Consider the following 15,513-nt stretch of genomic DNA (forward strand, 5'->3'; position numbering starts at 1 on the left):
TAGTCCAGCTGATCCGTGCACTTCGTGTCGGACGGCGACTTCTGCACCGGCGGACACGTACCCGTGTCCTCACCGATGGAGTTGATCACGGCGTTGGAACGCGAGTCGCCCGCATAGTCGAGCTGGTCCGTGCACTTCGTGTCGGACTTGGCGGGCGTGCCCGACGACTTGCCCTCCGCGGTGTCGGACTGCGGGGTGCTCGCGGCCGCCGCCGATGAGCTGCTCGCGGAAGAGGACGCGTTGCCGGCGCCGTCGTTGTTGCATGCCGTCAGCGCCAGGCCGAGGGCCACTGCGGTCATGGTCAGTACCGAGATCTTCCGAGTGCGCATGCTGGTGTCTGTCCTCTGCGTGTGGGGCTGTCGCTCGTGGGGAGCGGGCGGGTGAGCTGGGCGACTGTGCGCCTGTGTGGCTTTCTGTCCTGTCAGAGTGTCGGTGTGGTTGCCCCAGTTGCCTCTTGATCTTGCTCAGGACACGTTCGTGACATGACAGTGGCCGCGTCGTGAAGTCCGCATCGGGCGCGCTGCCTGCTGGGAGGCCATCTCATTGGGTGAGTCCGCGGTAGCAGATGAGAGTGCGGGCGGTGCTGGTGAAGGCCGGGAAGTGGATCGCCTGCCGCTCGTAGCGACGGCGGGGACAGCGAGGCCGGCGAGCCAGGCCACGGTGGATTTTCGTTCCCGAGGGACCTGCGTTTGCGCAGGTGAGCACATCGCCAAGGCCCGGCCCTGGCACCTCCTGAGCGCTTCGCCGCAGGTACGAGTCCTGTCGGAGGCGCCGGCACGGTTCGGGCGGCTACGGCGGACCAACCGGCGCCCACAGCCCAGAAGCCCCCGGCGGTACACGACCGCCAGGGGCTTCACCTGTACACGTAACGCTCCAGGTACCGGCCCACCCGGTACCTGGTCTCAGGGCTAGGCGTACCGGTAGATGGAGCTGTGGTCCTCCAGCTCCGCCGGTGTCACGCCCCACGGCGGCATCTTCTCGTGCCGCGCGATGATCCGGCCGCGCTGGGGGTCTCCCTGGCCGGGAGGCTTCGCGGGGAGATAGCGGGCGTCTCGATGCCGCCGCTGCCAGCGGGACCACACGAGGTCGACGAAGGCATGGTGCATCCAGAAGACAGGGTCGTTGACGGAGGCGCCGCCCGCCATGTGGCCACCGACCCATCGGTGGACCCGGTTGTGGTTGCGCCACGACACGGCGCCGCGCCCGTGCCCCCACCCCTCCAGCTTGTTGCGGAACCCTTTGGTGGACACGGAGTTCCAGGGGGCCGTGTCGTAGACCGGCTCCGCGAGGGCTGTCTCCAGATCACCGGGCGTGGGCAGGACGATGGGGTCTCGGGAGCGGCCCAGGTCGCGCATGAGGTACTCAGCGTCGGTGAAGCTCTCTTTGATGGTCCACTGGCCGTGTTGGTAGGCGAAGGGGCCGGTCATGACCTGGCGGTCGGAACTCCGCCCGGTGCCGCCGAGCAGGTCATCGGTCCACGGTACGGCCGTCGAGGTGCGGTCGCGCGTCCAGTCCCAGTACGGCAGGGTCACCGACTCGTCCACGCGGCGCAGCGCCCGCTCCATGCCCAGCAGCAACCTGCGGTGCCAGGGCAGGAAAGAGGGTGTCATGTGGGCCGCGCGCACGCCGCCCTCACCGTCGGGCACGTAGTACTTGATGTGCATGCGCACGAACTCGTCGTACTCACCGCGTCGTTTGACCTCGATGAGCGCGGCGACGAACCGGCGCCGCTCGGAGGGGGTCAGCTTGCTGACGTCCTTACGTGTGTACACCATGGCGATGGCCCCCCTGTGCTCCCTGGCCGCCGCTCGGCGTACCGCCGTGGTCCATACGGCCGCCGCTTCCGTCCCACACGCCCAACCGTGCGGTGGGGCCGAGTTCGTCCACAGCCGCGCGCGCCGCGGCGAGCGGTGTCGGATATGACTCGTAGTGGTCGATCATGGTCATCCAACTGCCGTCCACACGACGCATCAGGTGCAGTGGCCGGTTGTCCACGGTGACGTGCCACACGCCTGAGACGTCGTCCCCAGGCCGCGGCGCTTCGTCTCTGACGCCGACGATGCGCCGTCCGCGATACGTCTCATCGAACCCCGCCTCTTCCTGCGAGCCCAGGGCGGCCAGGATCGGCGCGAGCGCCACACCGGCCGCCGACGCGAACAGCCCCCGCAGGAGCAGCCTCCGCCTCGGGGAGCCGGAGTCGGCCCTCATGGAGTCGGCCTTCGTTGAGTCGGCCCTTGTTGAGTCGGCCGGGGAACCCGCGGAGTGAGTCGCGGAACTCGCGGAGTCTGCCGCACTGTGCACCGGTCCGGTCACGGCTTCCCCGGGACCGGACCGACAAAGGCGTCACCGACCGTCAGGACGTTGTAGCTCAACAGCTTCTCGCCGAGAGCTTCGCCGCTCGATGCCGGGACGACGAGCGTGCCCGGGTCGTCGGCTCGCAAAGAGCACGTTTCGCTGGTGGTTGAGGTCACCGCGGCAACCTACAGACGTTCCGCTACACATTCGGAATTTCTCTCACCCGAACGGACCACTCGCGTCGAAATAACCACACGAACGAGGGGTTCCGGCGGCGGTGGAACAGCTGACCACCCGTGATCGTCCCGGCTCCCGGCGCCGGGTGGGACCGGTGCGGGCGAGCATGGGTAATCCGGGCGGAGATCTCCGACACCGCAGAGGGCCGACTCCGCACCGGGCGGGGTCGGCCCTCTGCCAAGTACCACCGGGAAATGCCAGAAGCGCCGGGAATCAGGAAGCCGCGGGCATCGCGTCCGGGGTAGTTGTCAGCTCTGCAGCGGCAGGCCACCCACCAGCGGGGTGCCGTTGCTCAGGGCGGTGGCCGAGCGATTGACCGCCTTCCGCAGCGACTCCTTCTTCTCCTTGACGTCGAGCACATCCGACGACTGGAGCGGCGTCACGTTGACAGGCCCGTTGTTCAGGGTGGTCACCGCGTCGTTGAGGCTCTCGTGCGCCACGTCGGTCGCACTGAGGGCGAACGCTGGCGCGGCACCGGCAAGAACCAGGGACCCGGTAAGGACAGCGGCAGCCTTCAGAGACTTCATGGTGTTCCTTTCTTCGGCAAGGTGAGTCACCGGAGAGAATTTCTGACGCTGTGCACAACGAGCGCCGACCGGTCCGGAAACCCTGCGTGCGGAAGATGCCGAGTCCTCATATGAGATCCCTGAAACCTCCCTGAAAGTCGCTGACGCGGGACGAGAAAGGACAGAAAGGGAACGGTCATTACGCCTGCACCGCAGGCCGGGACATCACCGGAAGTGACCTCTGCCTATAAAACGATTTCGGAAAAGTCCGACCTCACCAATCCGACACACTTGACAGGCTTAACATGATTGCCACCGGGTGTAGCTAGAGTGGCGCGCGCACCTCTCGACGCGCCCATTCCGCGCGTAACTCGCCTTCGTGCAGCCCCCTCAGACACCGCAACCTTTCCCGAAAGGGCAACGCCGTCATGCGTAATTCCCTGACCCTCCTGGTACGCCGTGCGACAGTGGGCGCCCTCGCCCTCGCCGGTATCTGGGCTCCCACCGGTGCCCTGGCGGCCGCGCCCGCCGCACCGCCGTCGCCAGAGGCGGGCCGTGTCCCATTCGCCCAGCGGTACCACGCGCTCCAGCACGGCGGCATCGTCCGCGCGGCCAACGTCTCCATCACCTGCCGTATGCCACAGGCGGTCCGCGGATCCTGGCCGTCGACGGCGCGCTCCTGCCCGGCCGCGCGCGAGGGCAAGGCCGGAGTGAATGGCGCCTTCGACATGACCTACGTCGATGTCGACAAGGACCCGAACACCTACAACTCTTCCCGCGCGGAGGTCCGTCTGCCCAAGGGCTCAACGGTCAGCTACGCACGGCTGTACTGGGGCGGCAACCTGCGGGTCGGCGAGCAGAAGCCGCCCAAGGACAACGGGCGGGTGCTGGTCGCCGAACCGGGCGGGGAGTACCGGGAGGTCCTCGCGGACACGGTCGTCGGCCACCGCGTGGCGCGTGGCGCGGACGCCTTCCAGGCCTCGGCGAACGTCACGAAGCTGGTTCGGGAGAGCGGACCGGGTCTGTACACCGTGGCGCAGGTCAACGTGGCCAAGGGCCAGTCGAGGGCCGGCGCGTGGGGTGGCTGGACGCTGGTGGTGGCGTACGAGAACTCTGCGCAGCGGCTGCGGCACCTCGCCGTCTGGGACGGTTTCGACGCGCTGAAGTCCGGCGCGGGGCAGGAGATCCGGCTGCGCGGGCTGCCTTTCCCGAAGGGTGCGGGCGGCCGTGCGGGCCTGGTGACGTACGACGGTGACCGCGGCGCGACGGGCGACAGCCTCACCCTCACCACCACCCGCGCACGCTCCGCCGCTCCGGCCCGCCGCACCACGGTCACCGCCCTCACCAACCCGGGCAATCCCCGCGACGACGTCCTGAACTCCACGATCAGCCAGCCCGGTGCGGTCCAGCCGCAGCGGGTGCCGGCGTACTCCGGCACCCTCGGCTACGACTCCGATGTCTTCGACCTCAAGCCGGGCTTGCGGCAGGGCGGTGACCATCTGGCCTTCAAGGTCGTTGCGCAGCGGGACGCGGCTTGGACCGGCGTGCTCTTCGTCGCCGTCGACGCCCAGCAGTGAGGCGTGTTCCCCCCGTTCCAAGTGCCAACGTGAGCCGAGGACATCGCACATGCATCCGTCACCGTCCGACTCTCGATCGCGCGTCCTGCACCTCACCCAGCCCGTGAACGGCGGGGTCGCCCGCGTCGTGACGGACCTGGTGCGGGTGCAACTCGCGGCCGGTCTGGCCGTCACGGTGGTCTGCCCCGACGGAGCGCTCACCACCAAACTCCGGCCGCTGGGCGCGGACGTACGGCACTGGCACGCGACGCGGTCACCGGGTCCTTCGCTCGTGCGGGAGGTACGACACCTCGTACGGGTGATCGATGACGTGCGCCCCCATCTGGTGCACGCGCACAGCGCGAAGGCCGGGCTCGCCGGGCGGCTCGCCGTGCGGGGGCGCATCCCCACCGTGTTCCAGCCTCACGCCTGGTCCTTCGAGGCCGTCGGCGGGGCCACCTCGGCGCTCGCGCTGGCGTGGGAGCGGTGGGGGGGACGTTGGGCCTCCCGCACGGTGTGCGTGAGCGAGGCGGAGCGCACGACCGGCGTACGCGCCGGGATCAGTGGACGGTGGAGTGTCATCCCCAACGGCGTCGACCTGCGGCGCTTTCACCCCGCCCCGGCCGGCACCGTACGGGCCGGACTGAGCCCGTTACGCGAGGTCGATCCCGGCGCGCCGCTCGTCGTCTGCGTGGGACGGCTGTGCCGGCAGAAGGGGCAGGACGTCCTGCTGACGGCGTGGAGTACGGTCGCCCGCCACGTGCCCGGCGCGCGTCTCGTCCTGGTCGGCGACGGGCCGGACCACGACCGGCTGCGGGCGCGCGCGCCGCGGTCCGTGCTGTTCGTCGGAGGCGTCGCCGACACCGTCCCCTGGTACCAGGCGGCCGATCTCGTCGTGCTGCCGTCCCGTTGGGAGGGCATGGCGCTGGCCCCGCTGGAAGCGATGGCCTGCGGGCAGCCCGTGGTGGTCACCGACGTCGACGGTGCCCGCGAGAGCCTGCCGCCCATGCTCGCCGCCCGCTGCCTGGTCCCGCCCGAGAACCCGGCGGCGCTGGCCAGGGCCGTCACCGAACTACTGCTCGACGCACGGCTGCGTGAGTCGCTCGGCCACCAGGGGCGCCGGTACGTCATGTCCTCGCACGACGTGCGGCACACCGCCGAGGCGGTCGCGGACGTCTACCGCGACCTGATCAGCCTGCGGCCCGCACCAGGTGTCGTGCCCCCAGATAGGGAGTCCATCCACTCGTGACCGCGGAAAGCGCCCTCTCCTCCCCCGGCACAGAGACCCGGCACGAGACCCGGGAGACCCGGCATGAGACCCGGCATCACGGATTCTCGCCCGTCGCGGTCATGCCGCCTCGCGGCGCCGCCCCGGGTTTACGGTGCAACGTCCGCAGGCCGCCCGCCCGGCCGGCCTCGCCGATGCCCTTGCTCGTCGCGGACGGCACGGCAGCCGTGCTCGGCGCCGTGACACTGACCGGGACTCAGTTCCTTCCGCTCCCGGCGGCCTTCCTGGTGGCCGCGTCGCTTTTGCTGCGTCCGCACCGCACGCGCCCGTCGCCGCCGGGGGTCCTGGACGAACTGCCCGCCGTCTGCGGCCGGACCGCGGTGGTCTGGCTGGCGCTCGCGACGCTCGTTGCGGCGTACCGGCCGGACCACGCGCTGTCCGTCCGTGCCCTGCTGGTGGGCTTCGCGGTGCAGGCGGCGGCGAGCTGCGTGCTGCGCGGCACCGTGCACGCGAGGTGGCACGCGGAGCTGCTGCGGCATCCGCACGCGGCGCTCGTCATCGGTCCCGCGGCGACCGCGCAACGCGTGGCCGCCGCCGTGCTGCGCCATCCGCGATGCGGAGTGCGGCCGGTGGGGATCGTGGCCGAACGGCAGGACGGCGCCGAGGGCCTGCCGGTGCTGACGACCGGTGCGGAGGTCCAGCGGGCGGTCGTGCAGAACGGGGTGCGGGCGGTGCTGGCCGTCCACCCCTCGGTGCGAACCCAACAGGGACCGTTGCTGCGCGCGCTGGCCGAGCGGGGCTGTGTGGTGTGGGAGCTCGACGCGGAATCTCCGTCGTACGCGACGCGGGAGCGGCTGGCCGGATTCCCCTGCCGACGCCTGGAGATGTCCCCGACGCGCCGCGGCGACGTGGGCAAGCGGACGCTCGATGTCCTTGTGTCGGGGACGCTGCTGCTGCTGGTCAGTCCCCTGTTGCTGGTCTGCGCGGTGGTGCTGCGGATCAGCGACGGGCCGGGGGTGGTGTTCCGGCAGGAGCGCATCGGCCAGGGCGGAAAACCCTTCACCCTGCTGAAGTTCCGCACGCACCGCCCGGTCGACGAGCACGAGGCGGCGACCCGGTGGAGCGTGGCGAACGAACACGAGATGCGCGGGTTCTGCCGCCTGCTGCGGCGCACGTCGCTCGACGAACTGCTCCAGCTGTGGAACGTGCTCCGGGGCGACATGAGCCTGGTCGGACCGCGGCCCGAACGCCCGTATTTTGTCGGGCAGTTCAGCCGGACCCACCCCGGCTACGCGGCCCGTCACCGCCTGCGGGCCGGCATCACCGGCCTGGCCCAGATCCATGGGCTGCGCGGCGACACGTCCATCGAGGATCGCTGCCGCTTCGACAACGCCTACATCGACAACTGGTCGTTGTGGCAGGACGTGTGCATCCTGTTGCGCACCGCGGCCACGTTCGTGCGCCCGACGGGGAGCTGAGAGCGGTGAGCCTCGCACTGACGTCGCTCGCGCGCCGGGGCGCCCTCCGGACGCCGGTCCTGCCCGTGGTGGCCGTGCTCACCCTGCTGGCGCTGCCGCTGTCCCCGAGCGGCGACGCCGGCCCGGGCCCCGCCGACGCGGCCTCCGGGCTCGTGGTGCTGTACTGCGCGATCCGCCTCGTACGGGACCGGCGGCGGGCCTTGTCGCGTACGGCCGCCGTGGTGCTGGGCCTGCCGGTCGTCGGGCTGGCCCTCGCCGCCACGGGGGCGTACTCGCCCGGAGCGGGGATCGCCGGAATGGGCCGGTATCTGCAGATCTTCGTGCTCGTCCCGGCGGCGGTCATGCTGCTGATCCGCGACCGGGGCGACTTCCGGCTGCTGACCTGGACGTTCGTGGGGATCGCGTTCTTGCAGGGGGCCGTCGGGGTGCACCAGTACGTCACCCGGACCGGCGCCTCCTATCAGGGCGAGCCGATCCGGGCGGTCGGCACGTTCGGGGCGCAGGACGTGATGGGCATGGCGACGGTGGTCGGCATCGGCCTGGTGTGCGCGCTGGGCCTCGCACTGGGGCGGACCTCCGTACGGCAGCGGGTTGTCGCCGCGGTGTGCGCGCTGGCGCTGCTGCTGCCGCTGGCGCTGTCCTTCAGCCGGGGCGCGTGGATCGCGACGGCCGTGACGTGCGCGGCGCAGCTGGTGCTGGCCGGGCTGCGACGCGCGCTCAAGGTGGCCGCGGTCGCGGTTGCCGCGGGCATGGTGCTGGTGGGCGGCCTCGGGGTCGGCACGGCAATGCTCCAGGAGCGGATCGGCAGCATCGGGCAGGTCGCCGACGCCCCCGACCAGTCCGTCGTCGACCGTTACACGATGTGGGCGGCCGCGACCGACATGTGGCGCGAACACCCGCTCACCGGCGTCGGGCTGAAGGGCTTCCCCGAATACCGGGACGGGTACGCCTCGCCGGCGCTGTCGTCGTTCAGCGACACGGAGGGCGCGGGGGCCGGGTACCGAAGGCAGCCCCTGCTGTCGCCGCACAACATGTACTTGCTGGTGCTGAGCGAGCAGGGCCTGATCGGGTCGCTGGCCCTCGTCGGGAGCTGGCTGGCCCTGCTGGTGTGCGGGCTGCGGGCGTTGGTGCGGGCACGCGGGCCGGGGGCGCGCGGCCTCGACTGCGCGCTCGTCGCCTGCGGGTTGCTGGTCTGGAAGCTCACCGACTTCGTGTACGCCGACATCGGCGGCCCCTCCACCGTGCTGACCGCCGTGTGCTTCGGGCTGGTGGCGTGGTGGGCGCTGGCCGGGAGCGGCGAGCCGGAGGCCGTGACGCCGGTTCCGGTGGGCGACAGCGCGGAGAAGGCCGTGGCGCGATGACCGTGACGCCGCGAGCTCCGGGGCGTGGGACCGACACGGCGGCCGTACCCCCGGCGCGGGCCGCAGCGCAGGCGTTGGACGGCACCGACCTCACCGCGCACACCCGGAAGTTCCTCGCCAAGGCCACCCTGATCACGGCGTCGCTGTCGGTCGCCGGGTCGCTGCTCGGGCTGGTGCGGGACCAGACGCTGGCCCAGCTCTTCGGGGCGGGCAGCGAGACGGACGCCTTTCTGGTGGCGTGGACCGTGCCGGAGTTCGCCGCCACGCTGCTCATCGAGGACGGGCTGGCCATCGCGCTGATCCCGGCGTTCAGCTTCGCCCTGGGCCGGCGCGCTCAGGGTGCCTCCGGCGACCCGGTGCGCTCGCTGGTCGCCGGCACCCTGCCCCGCCTGTCCCTCTGCTTCGTCGCCGTGTCCGCTCTCGTCGTCGGCGTGGCACCCTGGTTGGTCGAGGCGCTGGCACCCGGCCTGCCCGATCCCCGCCTCGCCGCCGACTGCACCCGGCTGACGGCGACCTGCGTCCTGAGTTTCGGGCTCGCCGGGTACTGCAGTGCGGCCCTGCGGGCACACCGCCGCTTCCTGCCGCCCGCCGCGATCTACGTGGCATACAACGCCGGCATCATCGCCACGATGTTCCTGCTCGGCGGGGACTGGGGCGTGCGATCGGCGGCGATCGGCGTAGCGGTGGGCGGCTGCCTGATGGTGGCGGTTCAACTACCGGCCCTGTGGCGGCAGTTGAGAAGTCACCCGTGCGCCTCCAGCGGGGTCGCGGTCGAGGCGCCCCCGAAGAACCTCGCCCTGATCAGTGCCGTTCTGCTCTTCGCCATGTGCCGCCAGTCCCAGGTCCTGATCGAACGCTTCCTCGCCTCCACGCTTCCCGCCGGGGCCATCTCGTACCTCAACTACGCGCAGAAGGTGGCCCAGATCCCGATGACGCTCTCGCTGATGCTGTGCACGGTCACCTTCCCGGTGGTGACGCGGGCGCTCGCCGACGGCGACACCGAACGGGCCCGCGCCCGCGTCGAGCGGGACCTGGCGTTGGCGTCCTGCATGGTGCTCGTCGGCGCGGCCATGGTGGTCGCCTGCGCCCCGCAGATCATCGCGATCCTCTTCCAACGGGGCGCGTTCACCGCACAGGACACGGCGGTGACCTCGGACGTCATGCGTGTGTACGCCCTCGGGCTGCTCGGCCAGACCCTGGTGGGGGTCCTGATCCGCTCGTACTTCTCGGCGGGGCGGCCTGCCTGGTATCCGACCGCCGCGATGGCCGCGGGCGTCGGCGCGACCTTCTGGATCGGGGCGGGGACGGTGAACTCCTGGGGCGTGTCGGGGATCGCCGCCGCCAATGCCGTCGGCATCACCGTCACCGCCGCACTGCTGCTCGTCGGCACTCCGGGCAAGCTGAAGGGGCAGGCCGGCGTCAGGAACGTCCACCGGGCGCGAAGGCCCGAAGGGCCGGGCACGGGCGCCTCTCCGAGACAGCCGAGGTGCCGCGGGCGCCGCCGCCGGGGCCGCCATCGAGCGGCTCACCGTCGGCCGAAGACGCGTGGCAGAGCCGCACTGTTCGGCAGCTCGCGCGGGGTCCCGATCCGTACCCGGCAGGCGCTGTCCGAACTGAGCAGGCTGGTGCTGACGGCGGGGATCGCGACGGCGGCGGGGACGTTCGCCGCGAGCGGACCCAATTCCCGGATGGTGGGCCTCGCGGCCGGCTGCGTGACCGTTGCCGCCGTCTTTCTCGTGCTCGGACGGGCCCTGGATGTCCAGGGCTGCACGTCCGCGCTTCATTCCGTACGCACCGTCACACGAAGGCTGAGGCATGGTCGCTCCAGTTGAATCCGTCGGTACCGACAGTCGCCCCGCGGTGCGGCCAGGACCGGTCCCATGGGTGGCGATGTACCACTCCGTGGGCGACTGCTCCGACGACCCGTACCGCATCACGGTCACACCCGAGCGGCTGGACCGGCAGCTGGCCTGGCTGCGCCGGCGCGGGCTGCGCGGCGTCTGTCTGCGCGAGCTGTTCGCCGCCCGCGCCCGGGGCGAGGGGCGGCACCTGGTCGGTCTCACCTTCGACGACGGATACGCCGACTTCCTCGAACACGCGCTTGTGGCGCTGCGGCGATGGAACTGCGGTGCCACCCTCTTCGTCCTGCCCGGACGGCTCGGCGGCGTCAACTCCTGGGACCCGCTCGGCCCGCGCAAGCCGCTGCTGACCGCGGACGGCATCCGCAGCGCGGCCTCCGAAGGCGTGGAGATCGGCTCGCACGGGCTGACTCACGTCGATCTCACCCGGGCCGACGACGTCACCCTGAAGGCCGAGGTCACCGACAGCAGGGCACAGCTGGCGGAGCTCATCGGCGCGCCCGTCGACGGCTTCTGCTACCCGTACGGCACGGTCGACGAGCGCACCGTCGCCGCCGTACGCGAAGCCGGATACACCTACGCCTGCGCCATCGACCCCGGCCCCCTGACCGGCCCGCACGCCCTCCCCCGACTGCACATCGGCCAGAACGACACAGCCTGGCGGCTGCACCTCAAGCACAAGCTGCACCGACTGCGCCGGCGCCCCGTAGAGGGCCTGTGACCATGAGGGTTCTGCACATCATCACCGGTCTCGGCGTCGGCGGCGCCGAACAGCAGCTCCGCCTGCTGCTGCGGCACCTCACCGTCGACAGCGAGGTGGTCACCCTCACCAACCCGGGCACCGTCGCCGACGGGCTGATCGCCGACGGCGTCCGCGTGTACGACCTGGGCATGGACGGCAACCGCGACCTGTCGGCGCTGCCCCGCCTGGTCCGCCTGATCCGCGCGGGCGGTTACGACCTGGTGCACACCCACCTCTATCGCGCCTGCGTCTACGGCCGGCTCGCCGCCCGCCTGGCCGGCGTCCGGACCGTGATCGCCACCGAACACTCCCTCGGCGACTCCCAGATGGAAGGCCGGAAGCTGACAGCGGGCGTCCGCGCGCTCTACCTCGCCAGCGAGCGACTCGGCTCCGCCACGGTCGCCGTCTCCCCCGCGGTCGCCGACCGCCTCCACCGCTGGGGCGTGCCCTCCCCGCGCATCGAGGTCGTCCCCAACGGCATCGACGTGACCCGTTTCCGCTTCGACCTGTCGCGGCGCCACCACACCCGCCGACGCCTCGGCCTGCCGGAGGACGCCTACGTCGTCGGCGGGATCGGTCGGCTCTGCGCGGGCAAGCGCTTCGACGTCCTCATCCAGGCGATGACCAAACTGCCCGACGACCACTGGCTGTTGCTGGTCGGTGGCGGCCCGGAGGAGAGCATCCTGCGCCGCACGGCTCACGAGGCCGGCGTCGCCGACCGCGTCCTGTTCACCGGCGAACGCCCCTACGTCCCCGACGGCTCCCCCGGCCCCGACCTGCCCTCCCTCACCTTCGCCATGGACCTGCTCGCCTCCCCGTCGAAGGACGAGTCCTTCGGGCTGGCGGTCGTGGAGGCCCTGGCGTCCGGGCTGCCCGTGCTCTACGCCTCCTGCCCGGCGATCGAGGAGCTTCCCCCGCGGGCCACCGCCGGTGCCCGGCGGGTGCGCGGCGGCCCGGAGGCGTACGCCCGTGCGGTGGCCGGGGTGCGCGCGGCCGGCCCGCGGCCGCGTACGGCCCCGGACGCCGCCCACCGCTACAACATCACCCGCAGCGCCGCCCGGCTCATGAACGTGTACGCGACGGCACTGTCCAGATCATTGCCCCCCTCACCCCAGGGAGCCAGTTCGTCATGACCGACAACCACGCCCGACACCACCGGCAGCCCGGCCGCCTGGCCCGCACCGGACTCCTGCGGCCCTGGTCGCTGCTCGCGGCCGGAGCGCTCGCCGGCGGCCTGGTCGGCGGCACCTACGGGACACTCAAGGCCCCGACGTACACGGCGACCAGCTATGTCGTCGCTGTACCGACCGCACAGTCCGACCCGGCCTCCGCACTCGGTTTCGCACAGGCGTACGGCCGTGCCGCCACGCAACTCGCGGTGCTCGGAGACGCGCAGACGTGGGCGAGAGTGCCGGTCCCGACGCTGCGGCGGAGCGTGCGGACGGTCACCTCGCCGGACGCGCCGATGGTCGCCGTCTCGGCCACCTCCCCGCGCCCCGGCCTCGCCGCCGACATGGCCAACGCGGTCACCCGCGCACTGACCCGGCACGCGAACAAGACCAAGAGCAGCACCCACGTCGAACTTGTGCTGTTCTCACGGGCGGTGCGGCCGACCGACCCGACGTCCGCGTCACCGGCGGTGACCGGTCTGGTCGGCACCAGCGCGGGCGGCCTGCTCGGCGGCCTGGCGCTGCTCGTACGGCCGAGGCAGACCGGAGACGACCGCTCCGTCCGCCCCGCCTCGGTGCCCGGCCCGGCCGCCGCCGCCGACGTGCACCCACAGCGGTGACGGTGACGTACACGACGGAAGTCGTCACCGACCCACGCGTCTTCGCCGAGGTCGCCCCGGACTGGGGGCGACTGTACGAGCGGTGCGGCGCGGCGACCCCGTTCCAGAACCACGCGTGGCTGCACTCGTGGTGGCTGTCGTACGGCAGGCCCGGCCGGCTGCGGCTGGTGCTCGTGCGCGAGGGCGCCGAACTCGTCGCCGCCGCGCCCCTGATGCTCCGGCGCACCCCGGTGCCCACACTCGTACCGCTCGGCGGGCCCATCACCGACTACGGGGACGTCCTCATCGACGACGACCGGGCGGAACGGGCGGCCGCCGCGCTCGCCGAGGCACTGTCAGCCGCGGCCCGCACCGCGCTGATCGACTTCCGCGAGGTGCGGCCGGGCAGCGCGGTCGAACACGTCTACGACCGCTGGAGCGGGCCGCGCCGCCGGATGCAGGACTCGCTGTGTCTGGAGCTGCCCGCCGTGCCCATGGACGAGTTGTTGTCGCGGCTGCCGTCCGGCAAGGCCCAGCGGGCCCGCGCCAAGCTGCGCAGGCTGAGGTCGCTCGGCGTGGAGCGGCACGTCGTGGCGCCGGACCAGGTGGGCGCGGCGCTGCAGCGGCTGCTCGAACTGCACCGGCTGCAGTGGCAGGGCCGGAGGGTGACGTCGGAGCACCTGCAGACACGCTTCTGCGAGCATTTGGTGCGCTCGGTGGGACCGATGGTGCGCTCCGGCGACGCGGTGGTCACCGAGTTCCGGCTCGACGACGACGTGGTGGCCGTGGACCTCACGCTGCTGTCGCCGCGGCTCACGGGCGGATACCTGTACGGCGCCCATCCGCGCCTGCGGGAACGCAAGGCGGACGTCGCGGTGATGCTCCTCGACGCGTGCACCCAGCACACGGGCGTCGGCGGACCGGGCACTCTCAGCCTGCTGCGCGGCAACGAGCCCTACAAGCACCACTGGCGCCCCGAACCCGTCGCCAACCAGCGGCTGCTGCTGGCCCGGCGACGCACGGCCCCGCTGATGTCTGCGGTGATCGGCGACGTGGCCGCGCGTCGGCGGGGCAAGGAGCTACTGAGTCGCTTGCGGGAGTGGTCCGGTGACGGCGGACCCGCCTCGGGACCCGCCGTCACCAGCGACCGCTATCGGGTCCGCGACCACTTGTGGAGAGGCAAGCAGGCCTTGCGGCGGAGCCAGAACTCGGCCCAGTCGCCCAGACGCAGCGGCGAACAGCCCAGCGGACGCAACGAGGTGGGGGGTGCGGTGGGCGCGGGCGGCGTCGACGGCTCGCCGGTTCGACCGAAGAGGACGGACTGGTAGACCCGGGACGAACCGGGGTTGGCCGGGCACTGCCAGACACCGTGCGGACAGTAGTCGGTCAGCGTGTTGTACAGCGGCTTGTGCTCATCGAACCAGGCGAGCATCCGCCGCATGTATTCGGTGTTGTCACCGTTGCGGAAGAGCCCCCATTCTGGATAGGAAATAGGCTTGTTGTGGGATTTCGCGAAGTCCACGTGCGCTTGAAGTCCGTAGGGCTCCGTCACCTGTTCGTCGAACGGAATTCCTCGCGGCTGGTCGTACGCGTCCATGCCGATGATGTCGACGGTGTCGTCCCCCGGATAGCACTCCGTCCAGGGAATGGCGTCCTGGCCGCGGCTCGGCGTGAAATCGAACCGGAATTCCTGGCCCGGCACCGAACGCATGGCGGTGACGATGTTGTTCCAGTACTTCTTCCAGGCCTCCGGGTCGGGCCCGCAGCGATGGGTGTATGTCGTGCCGTTCATCTCCCAGCCGAGCACCAGGACCGTGTCCGGCACGTCCAACGCCACCAGTCGCTCGGCGAGGGCGCGGAAGTGGTGATCGAAGTGTCCGGCGGCGCCCTCCCGCAGCAGCGATCCGACCTCGCCGTCGGAGACACCCTCCTCGTTGCGCTCGAGCATGGGCACGTTGAGGACGAACATCCGGTCGTCCTTCGCTGTGCGCCAGCGTGCCCACCCGTCGAGGAAGTCGGGAGCGCCCTCGATGTTGCTCCAGCGGTCGCCGGGCAGATAACTGTGGCCGACACGCAGGTCGGCGCCGCCCAGCCAGCGGCTGAGTCTCGTCATGCCCGCGACTCCCGGGGATCCGGAGTCGAGGAAGGCGCCGAACGCGGGCCTCTCTTCGTCGGGTGCCGGGTCCGTCGGCCCGGTGGCGGAAGAGGTCGGCGGGGCCGGCTGCGGCGGCTCGACGAGGGGCTGACTCGTGGGGGCCGGGGTCAGCGCGGGCTCCTGCGGCGCCGGTGGCGCGGCCGATTCGGTCACCGCGGGCGCCGTCTGCTCCGGGGAGGCCGGAGCCGGCGCGGGAGGATCGGCGAAGGGCAGCGTCTCCGCCGCGAAGCCGGCGCCGGACGCCAGTGTGGCCGAGAGCGCGACTGCTGCGGCGACGACCGTCAACCGCCTGGTCCGGGCCCGGCAATGCTGTGGAACCATGCCTGCT

The 15,513-nt window shown here is 71.6% G+C and carries 14 protein-coding genes and 1 pseudogene; 9 read left to right on the top strand and 6 right to left on the bottom strand.

Features of this window, described 5'->3' with window-relative positions; all coding sequences use genetic code 11:
- From AB0H86_RS14815 to AB0H86_RS14835, 5 genes are all read right to left on the bottom strand, one after another.
- Nucleotides 1-329, bottom strand: a 329-nt coding sequence (locus AB0H86_RS14815) for a hypothetical protein (RefSeq protein ID WP_362437209.1), incomplete at its 3' end; no start/stop codon positions are given.
- A gap of 579 nt (nucleotides 330-908) precedes the next feature.
- Nucleotides 909-1,775: a tyrosinase family protein gene (locus tag AB0H86_RS14820; RefSeq protein ID WP_362437211.1), complete on the bottom strand. Its 867-nt coding sequence runs from the start codon at nucleotides 1,773-1,775 to the stop codon at nucleotides 909-911.
- A complete protein-coding gene (locus AB0H86_RS14825) occupies nucleotides 1,759-2,208 on the bottom strand; it encodes a tyrosinase family oxidase copper chaperone (RefSeq protein WP_362437213.1) in 450 nt (149 codons plus the stop codon). Before AB0H86_RS14825 ends, AB0H86_RS14820 begins: the two co-directional genes overlap by 17 nt.
- Nucleotides 2,209-2,309: 101 nt before the next feature.
- Nucleotides 2,310-2,471 carry a hypothetical protein gene (locus tag AB0H86_RS14830; RefSeq protein WP_362437215.1) on the bottom strand — a complete coding sequence of 54 codons (162 nt, stop codon included), beginning with the start codon at nucleotides 2,469-2,471 and terminating at the stop codon, nucleotides 2,310-2,312.
- Between the two features lie 309 nt (nucleotides 2,472-2,780).
- Nucleotides 2,781-3,059, bottom strand: a complete 279-nt coding sequence (locus AB0H86_RS14835) for a hypothetical protein (RefSeq protein WP_362437365.1) — start codon at nucleotides 3,057-3,059, stop codon at nucleotides 2,781-2,783.
- 407 nt (nucleotides 3,060-3,466) lie between these two features.
- Between AB0H86_RS14835 and AB0H86_RS14840 the strand changes: the two genes are divergently transcribed.
- The 9 genes and pseudogenes from AB0H86_RS14840 to AB0H86_RS14880 all read left to right on the top strand — a co-directional run.
- The gene (locus AB0H86_RS14840; protein ID WP_362437217.1) at nucleotides 3,467-4,615 is read left to right on the top strand and encodes a DUF3344 domain-containing protein; all 1,149 of its coding nucleotides are present in this window, start codon (nucleotides 3,467-3,469) and stop codon (nucleotides 4,613-4,615) included.
- Between the two features lie 49 nt (nucleotides 4,616-4,664).
- Nucleotides 4,665-5,843: a glycosyltransferase gene (locus AB0H86_RS14845; RefSeq protein WP_362437219.1), complete on the top strand. Its 1,179-nt coding sequence runs from the start codon at nucleotides 4,665-4,667 to the stop codon at nucleotides 5,841-5,843.
- Nucleotides 5,844-5,944: 101 nt separating this feature from the next.
- Entirely contained in the window at nucleotides 5,945-7,300 is a 1,356-nt protein-coding gene (locus tag AB0H86_RS14850) for an exopolysaccharide biosynthesis polyprenyl glycosylphosphotransferase (protein WP_362437367.1), read from the top strand.
- 5 nt (nucleotides 7,301-7,305) lie between these two features.
- Entirely contained in the window at nucleotides 7,306-8,661 is a 1,356-nt protein-coding gene (locus AB0H86_RS14855) for an O-antigen ligase family protein (protein ID WP_362437221.1), read from the top strand.
- A complete protein-coding gene (locus AB0H86_RS14860) occupies nucleotides 8,658-10,493 on the top strand; it encodes a lipid II flippase MurJ (RefSeq protein ID WP_362437223.1) in 1,836 nt (611 codons plus the stop codon). The genes AB0H86_RS14855 and AB0H86_RS14860 overlap by 4 nt, the downstream gene beginning before the upstream one ends.
- Nucleotides 10,477-11,241: a polysaccharide deacetylase family protein gene (locus tag AB0H86_RS14865; protein ID WP_362437225.1), complete on the top strand. Its 765-nt coding sequence runs from the start codon at nucleotides 10,477-10,479 to the stop codon at nucleotides 11,239-11,241. The genes AB0H86_RS14860 and AB0H86_RS14865 overlap by 17 nt, the downstream gene beginning before the upstream one ends.
- A 2-nt stretch (nucleotides 11,242-11,243) precedes the next feature.
- Complete coding sequence (locus AB0H86_RS14870; RefSeq protein ID WP_362437227.1) at nucleotides 11,244-12,395, top strand: glycosyltransferase; 1,152 nt, start codon at nucleotides 11,244-11,246, stop codon at nucleotides 12,393-12,395.
- Complete coding sequence (locus AB0H86_RS14875) at nucleotides 12,392-13,051, top strand: lipopolysaccharide biosynthesis protein (RefSeq protein ID WP_362437229.1); 660 nt, start codon at nucleotides 12,392-12,394, stop codon at nucleotides 13,049-13,051. The genes AB0H86_RS14870 and AB0H86_RS14875 overlap by 4 nt, the downstream gene beginning before the upstream one ends.
- Before the next feature lie 2 nt (nucleotides 13,052-13,053).
- Nucleotides 13,054-14,145 (top strand): annotated as a pseudogene (locus AB0H86_RS14880) (GNAT family N-acetyltransferase); the annotation flags it as partial.
- A 35-nt stretch (nucleotides 14,146-14,180) separates the two neighbouring features.
- On the opposite strand, the gene AB0H86_RS14885 reads toward AB0H86_RS14880, so the two are convergent.
- Entirely contained in the window at nucleotides 14,181-15,506 is a 1,326-nt protein-coding gene (locus AB0H86_RS14885) for a glycosyl hydrolase (RefSeq protein ID WP_362437231.1), read from the bottom strand.
- Nucleotides 15,507-15,513: the final 7 nt, after the last annotated feature.

The sequence above is a fragment of the Streptomyces sp. NPDC050997 genome (assembly GCF_040660135.1).
Lineage (GTDB): Bacteria > Actinomycetota > Actinomycetes > Streptomycetales > Streptomycetaceae > Streptomyces.

Bases quoted from the DNA above. Each gene is read 5' to 3' on its own strand.
- AB0H86_RS14870 (WP_362437227.1), top strand. From the start codon at position 11,244: ATGAGGGTTCTGCACATCATCACCGGTCTCGGCGTCGGCGGCGCCGAA.
- AB0H86_RS14885 (WP_362437231.1), bottom strand. From the start codon at position 15,506: ATGGTTCCACAGCATTGCCGGGCCCGGACCAGGCGGTTGACGGTCGTC.
- AB0H86_RS14850 (WP_362437367.1), top strand. From the start codon at position 5,945: ATGCCGCCTCGCGGCGCCGCCCCGGGTTTACGGTGCAACGTCCGCAGG.
- AB0H86_RS14860 (WP_362437223.1), top strand. From the start codon at position 8,658: ATGACCGTGACGCCGCGAGCTCCGGGGCGTGGGACCGACACGGCGGCC.
- AB0H86_RS14875 (WP_362437229.1), top strand. From the start codon at position 12,392: ATGACCGACAACCACGCCCGACACCACCGGCAGCCCGGCCGCCTGGCC.
- AB0H86_RS14865 (WP_362437225.1), top strand. From the start codon at position 10,477: ATGGTCGCTCCAGTTGAATCCGTCGGTACCGACAGTCGCCCCGCGGTG.
- AB0H86_RS14825 (WP_362437213.1), bottom strand. From the start codon at position 2,208: ATGAGGGCCGACTCCGGCTCCCCGAGGCGGAGGCTGCTCCTGCGGGGG.
- AB0H86_RS14835 (WP_362437365.1), bottom strand. From the start codon at position 3,059: ATGAAGTCTCTGAAGGCTGCCGCTGTCCTTACCGGGTCCCTGGTTCTT.
- AB0H86_RS14845 (WP_362437219.1), top strand. From the start codon at position 4,665: ATGCATCCGTCACCGTCCGACTCTCGATCGCGCGTCCTGCACCTCACC.
- AB0H86_RS14820 (WP_362437211.1), bottom strand. From the start codon at position 1,775: ATGGTGTACACACGTAAGGACGTCAGCAAGCTGACCCCCTCCGAGCGG.
- AB0H86_RS14840 (WP_362437217.1), top strand. From the start codon at position 3,467: ATGCGTAATTCCCTGACCCTCCTGGTACGCCGTGCGACAGTGGGCGCC.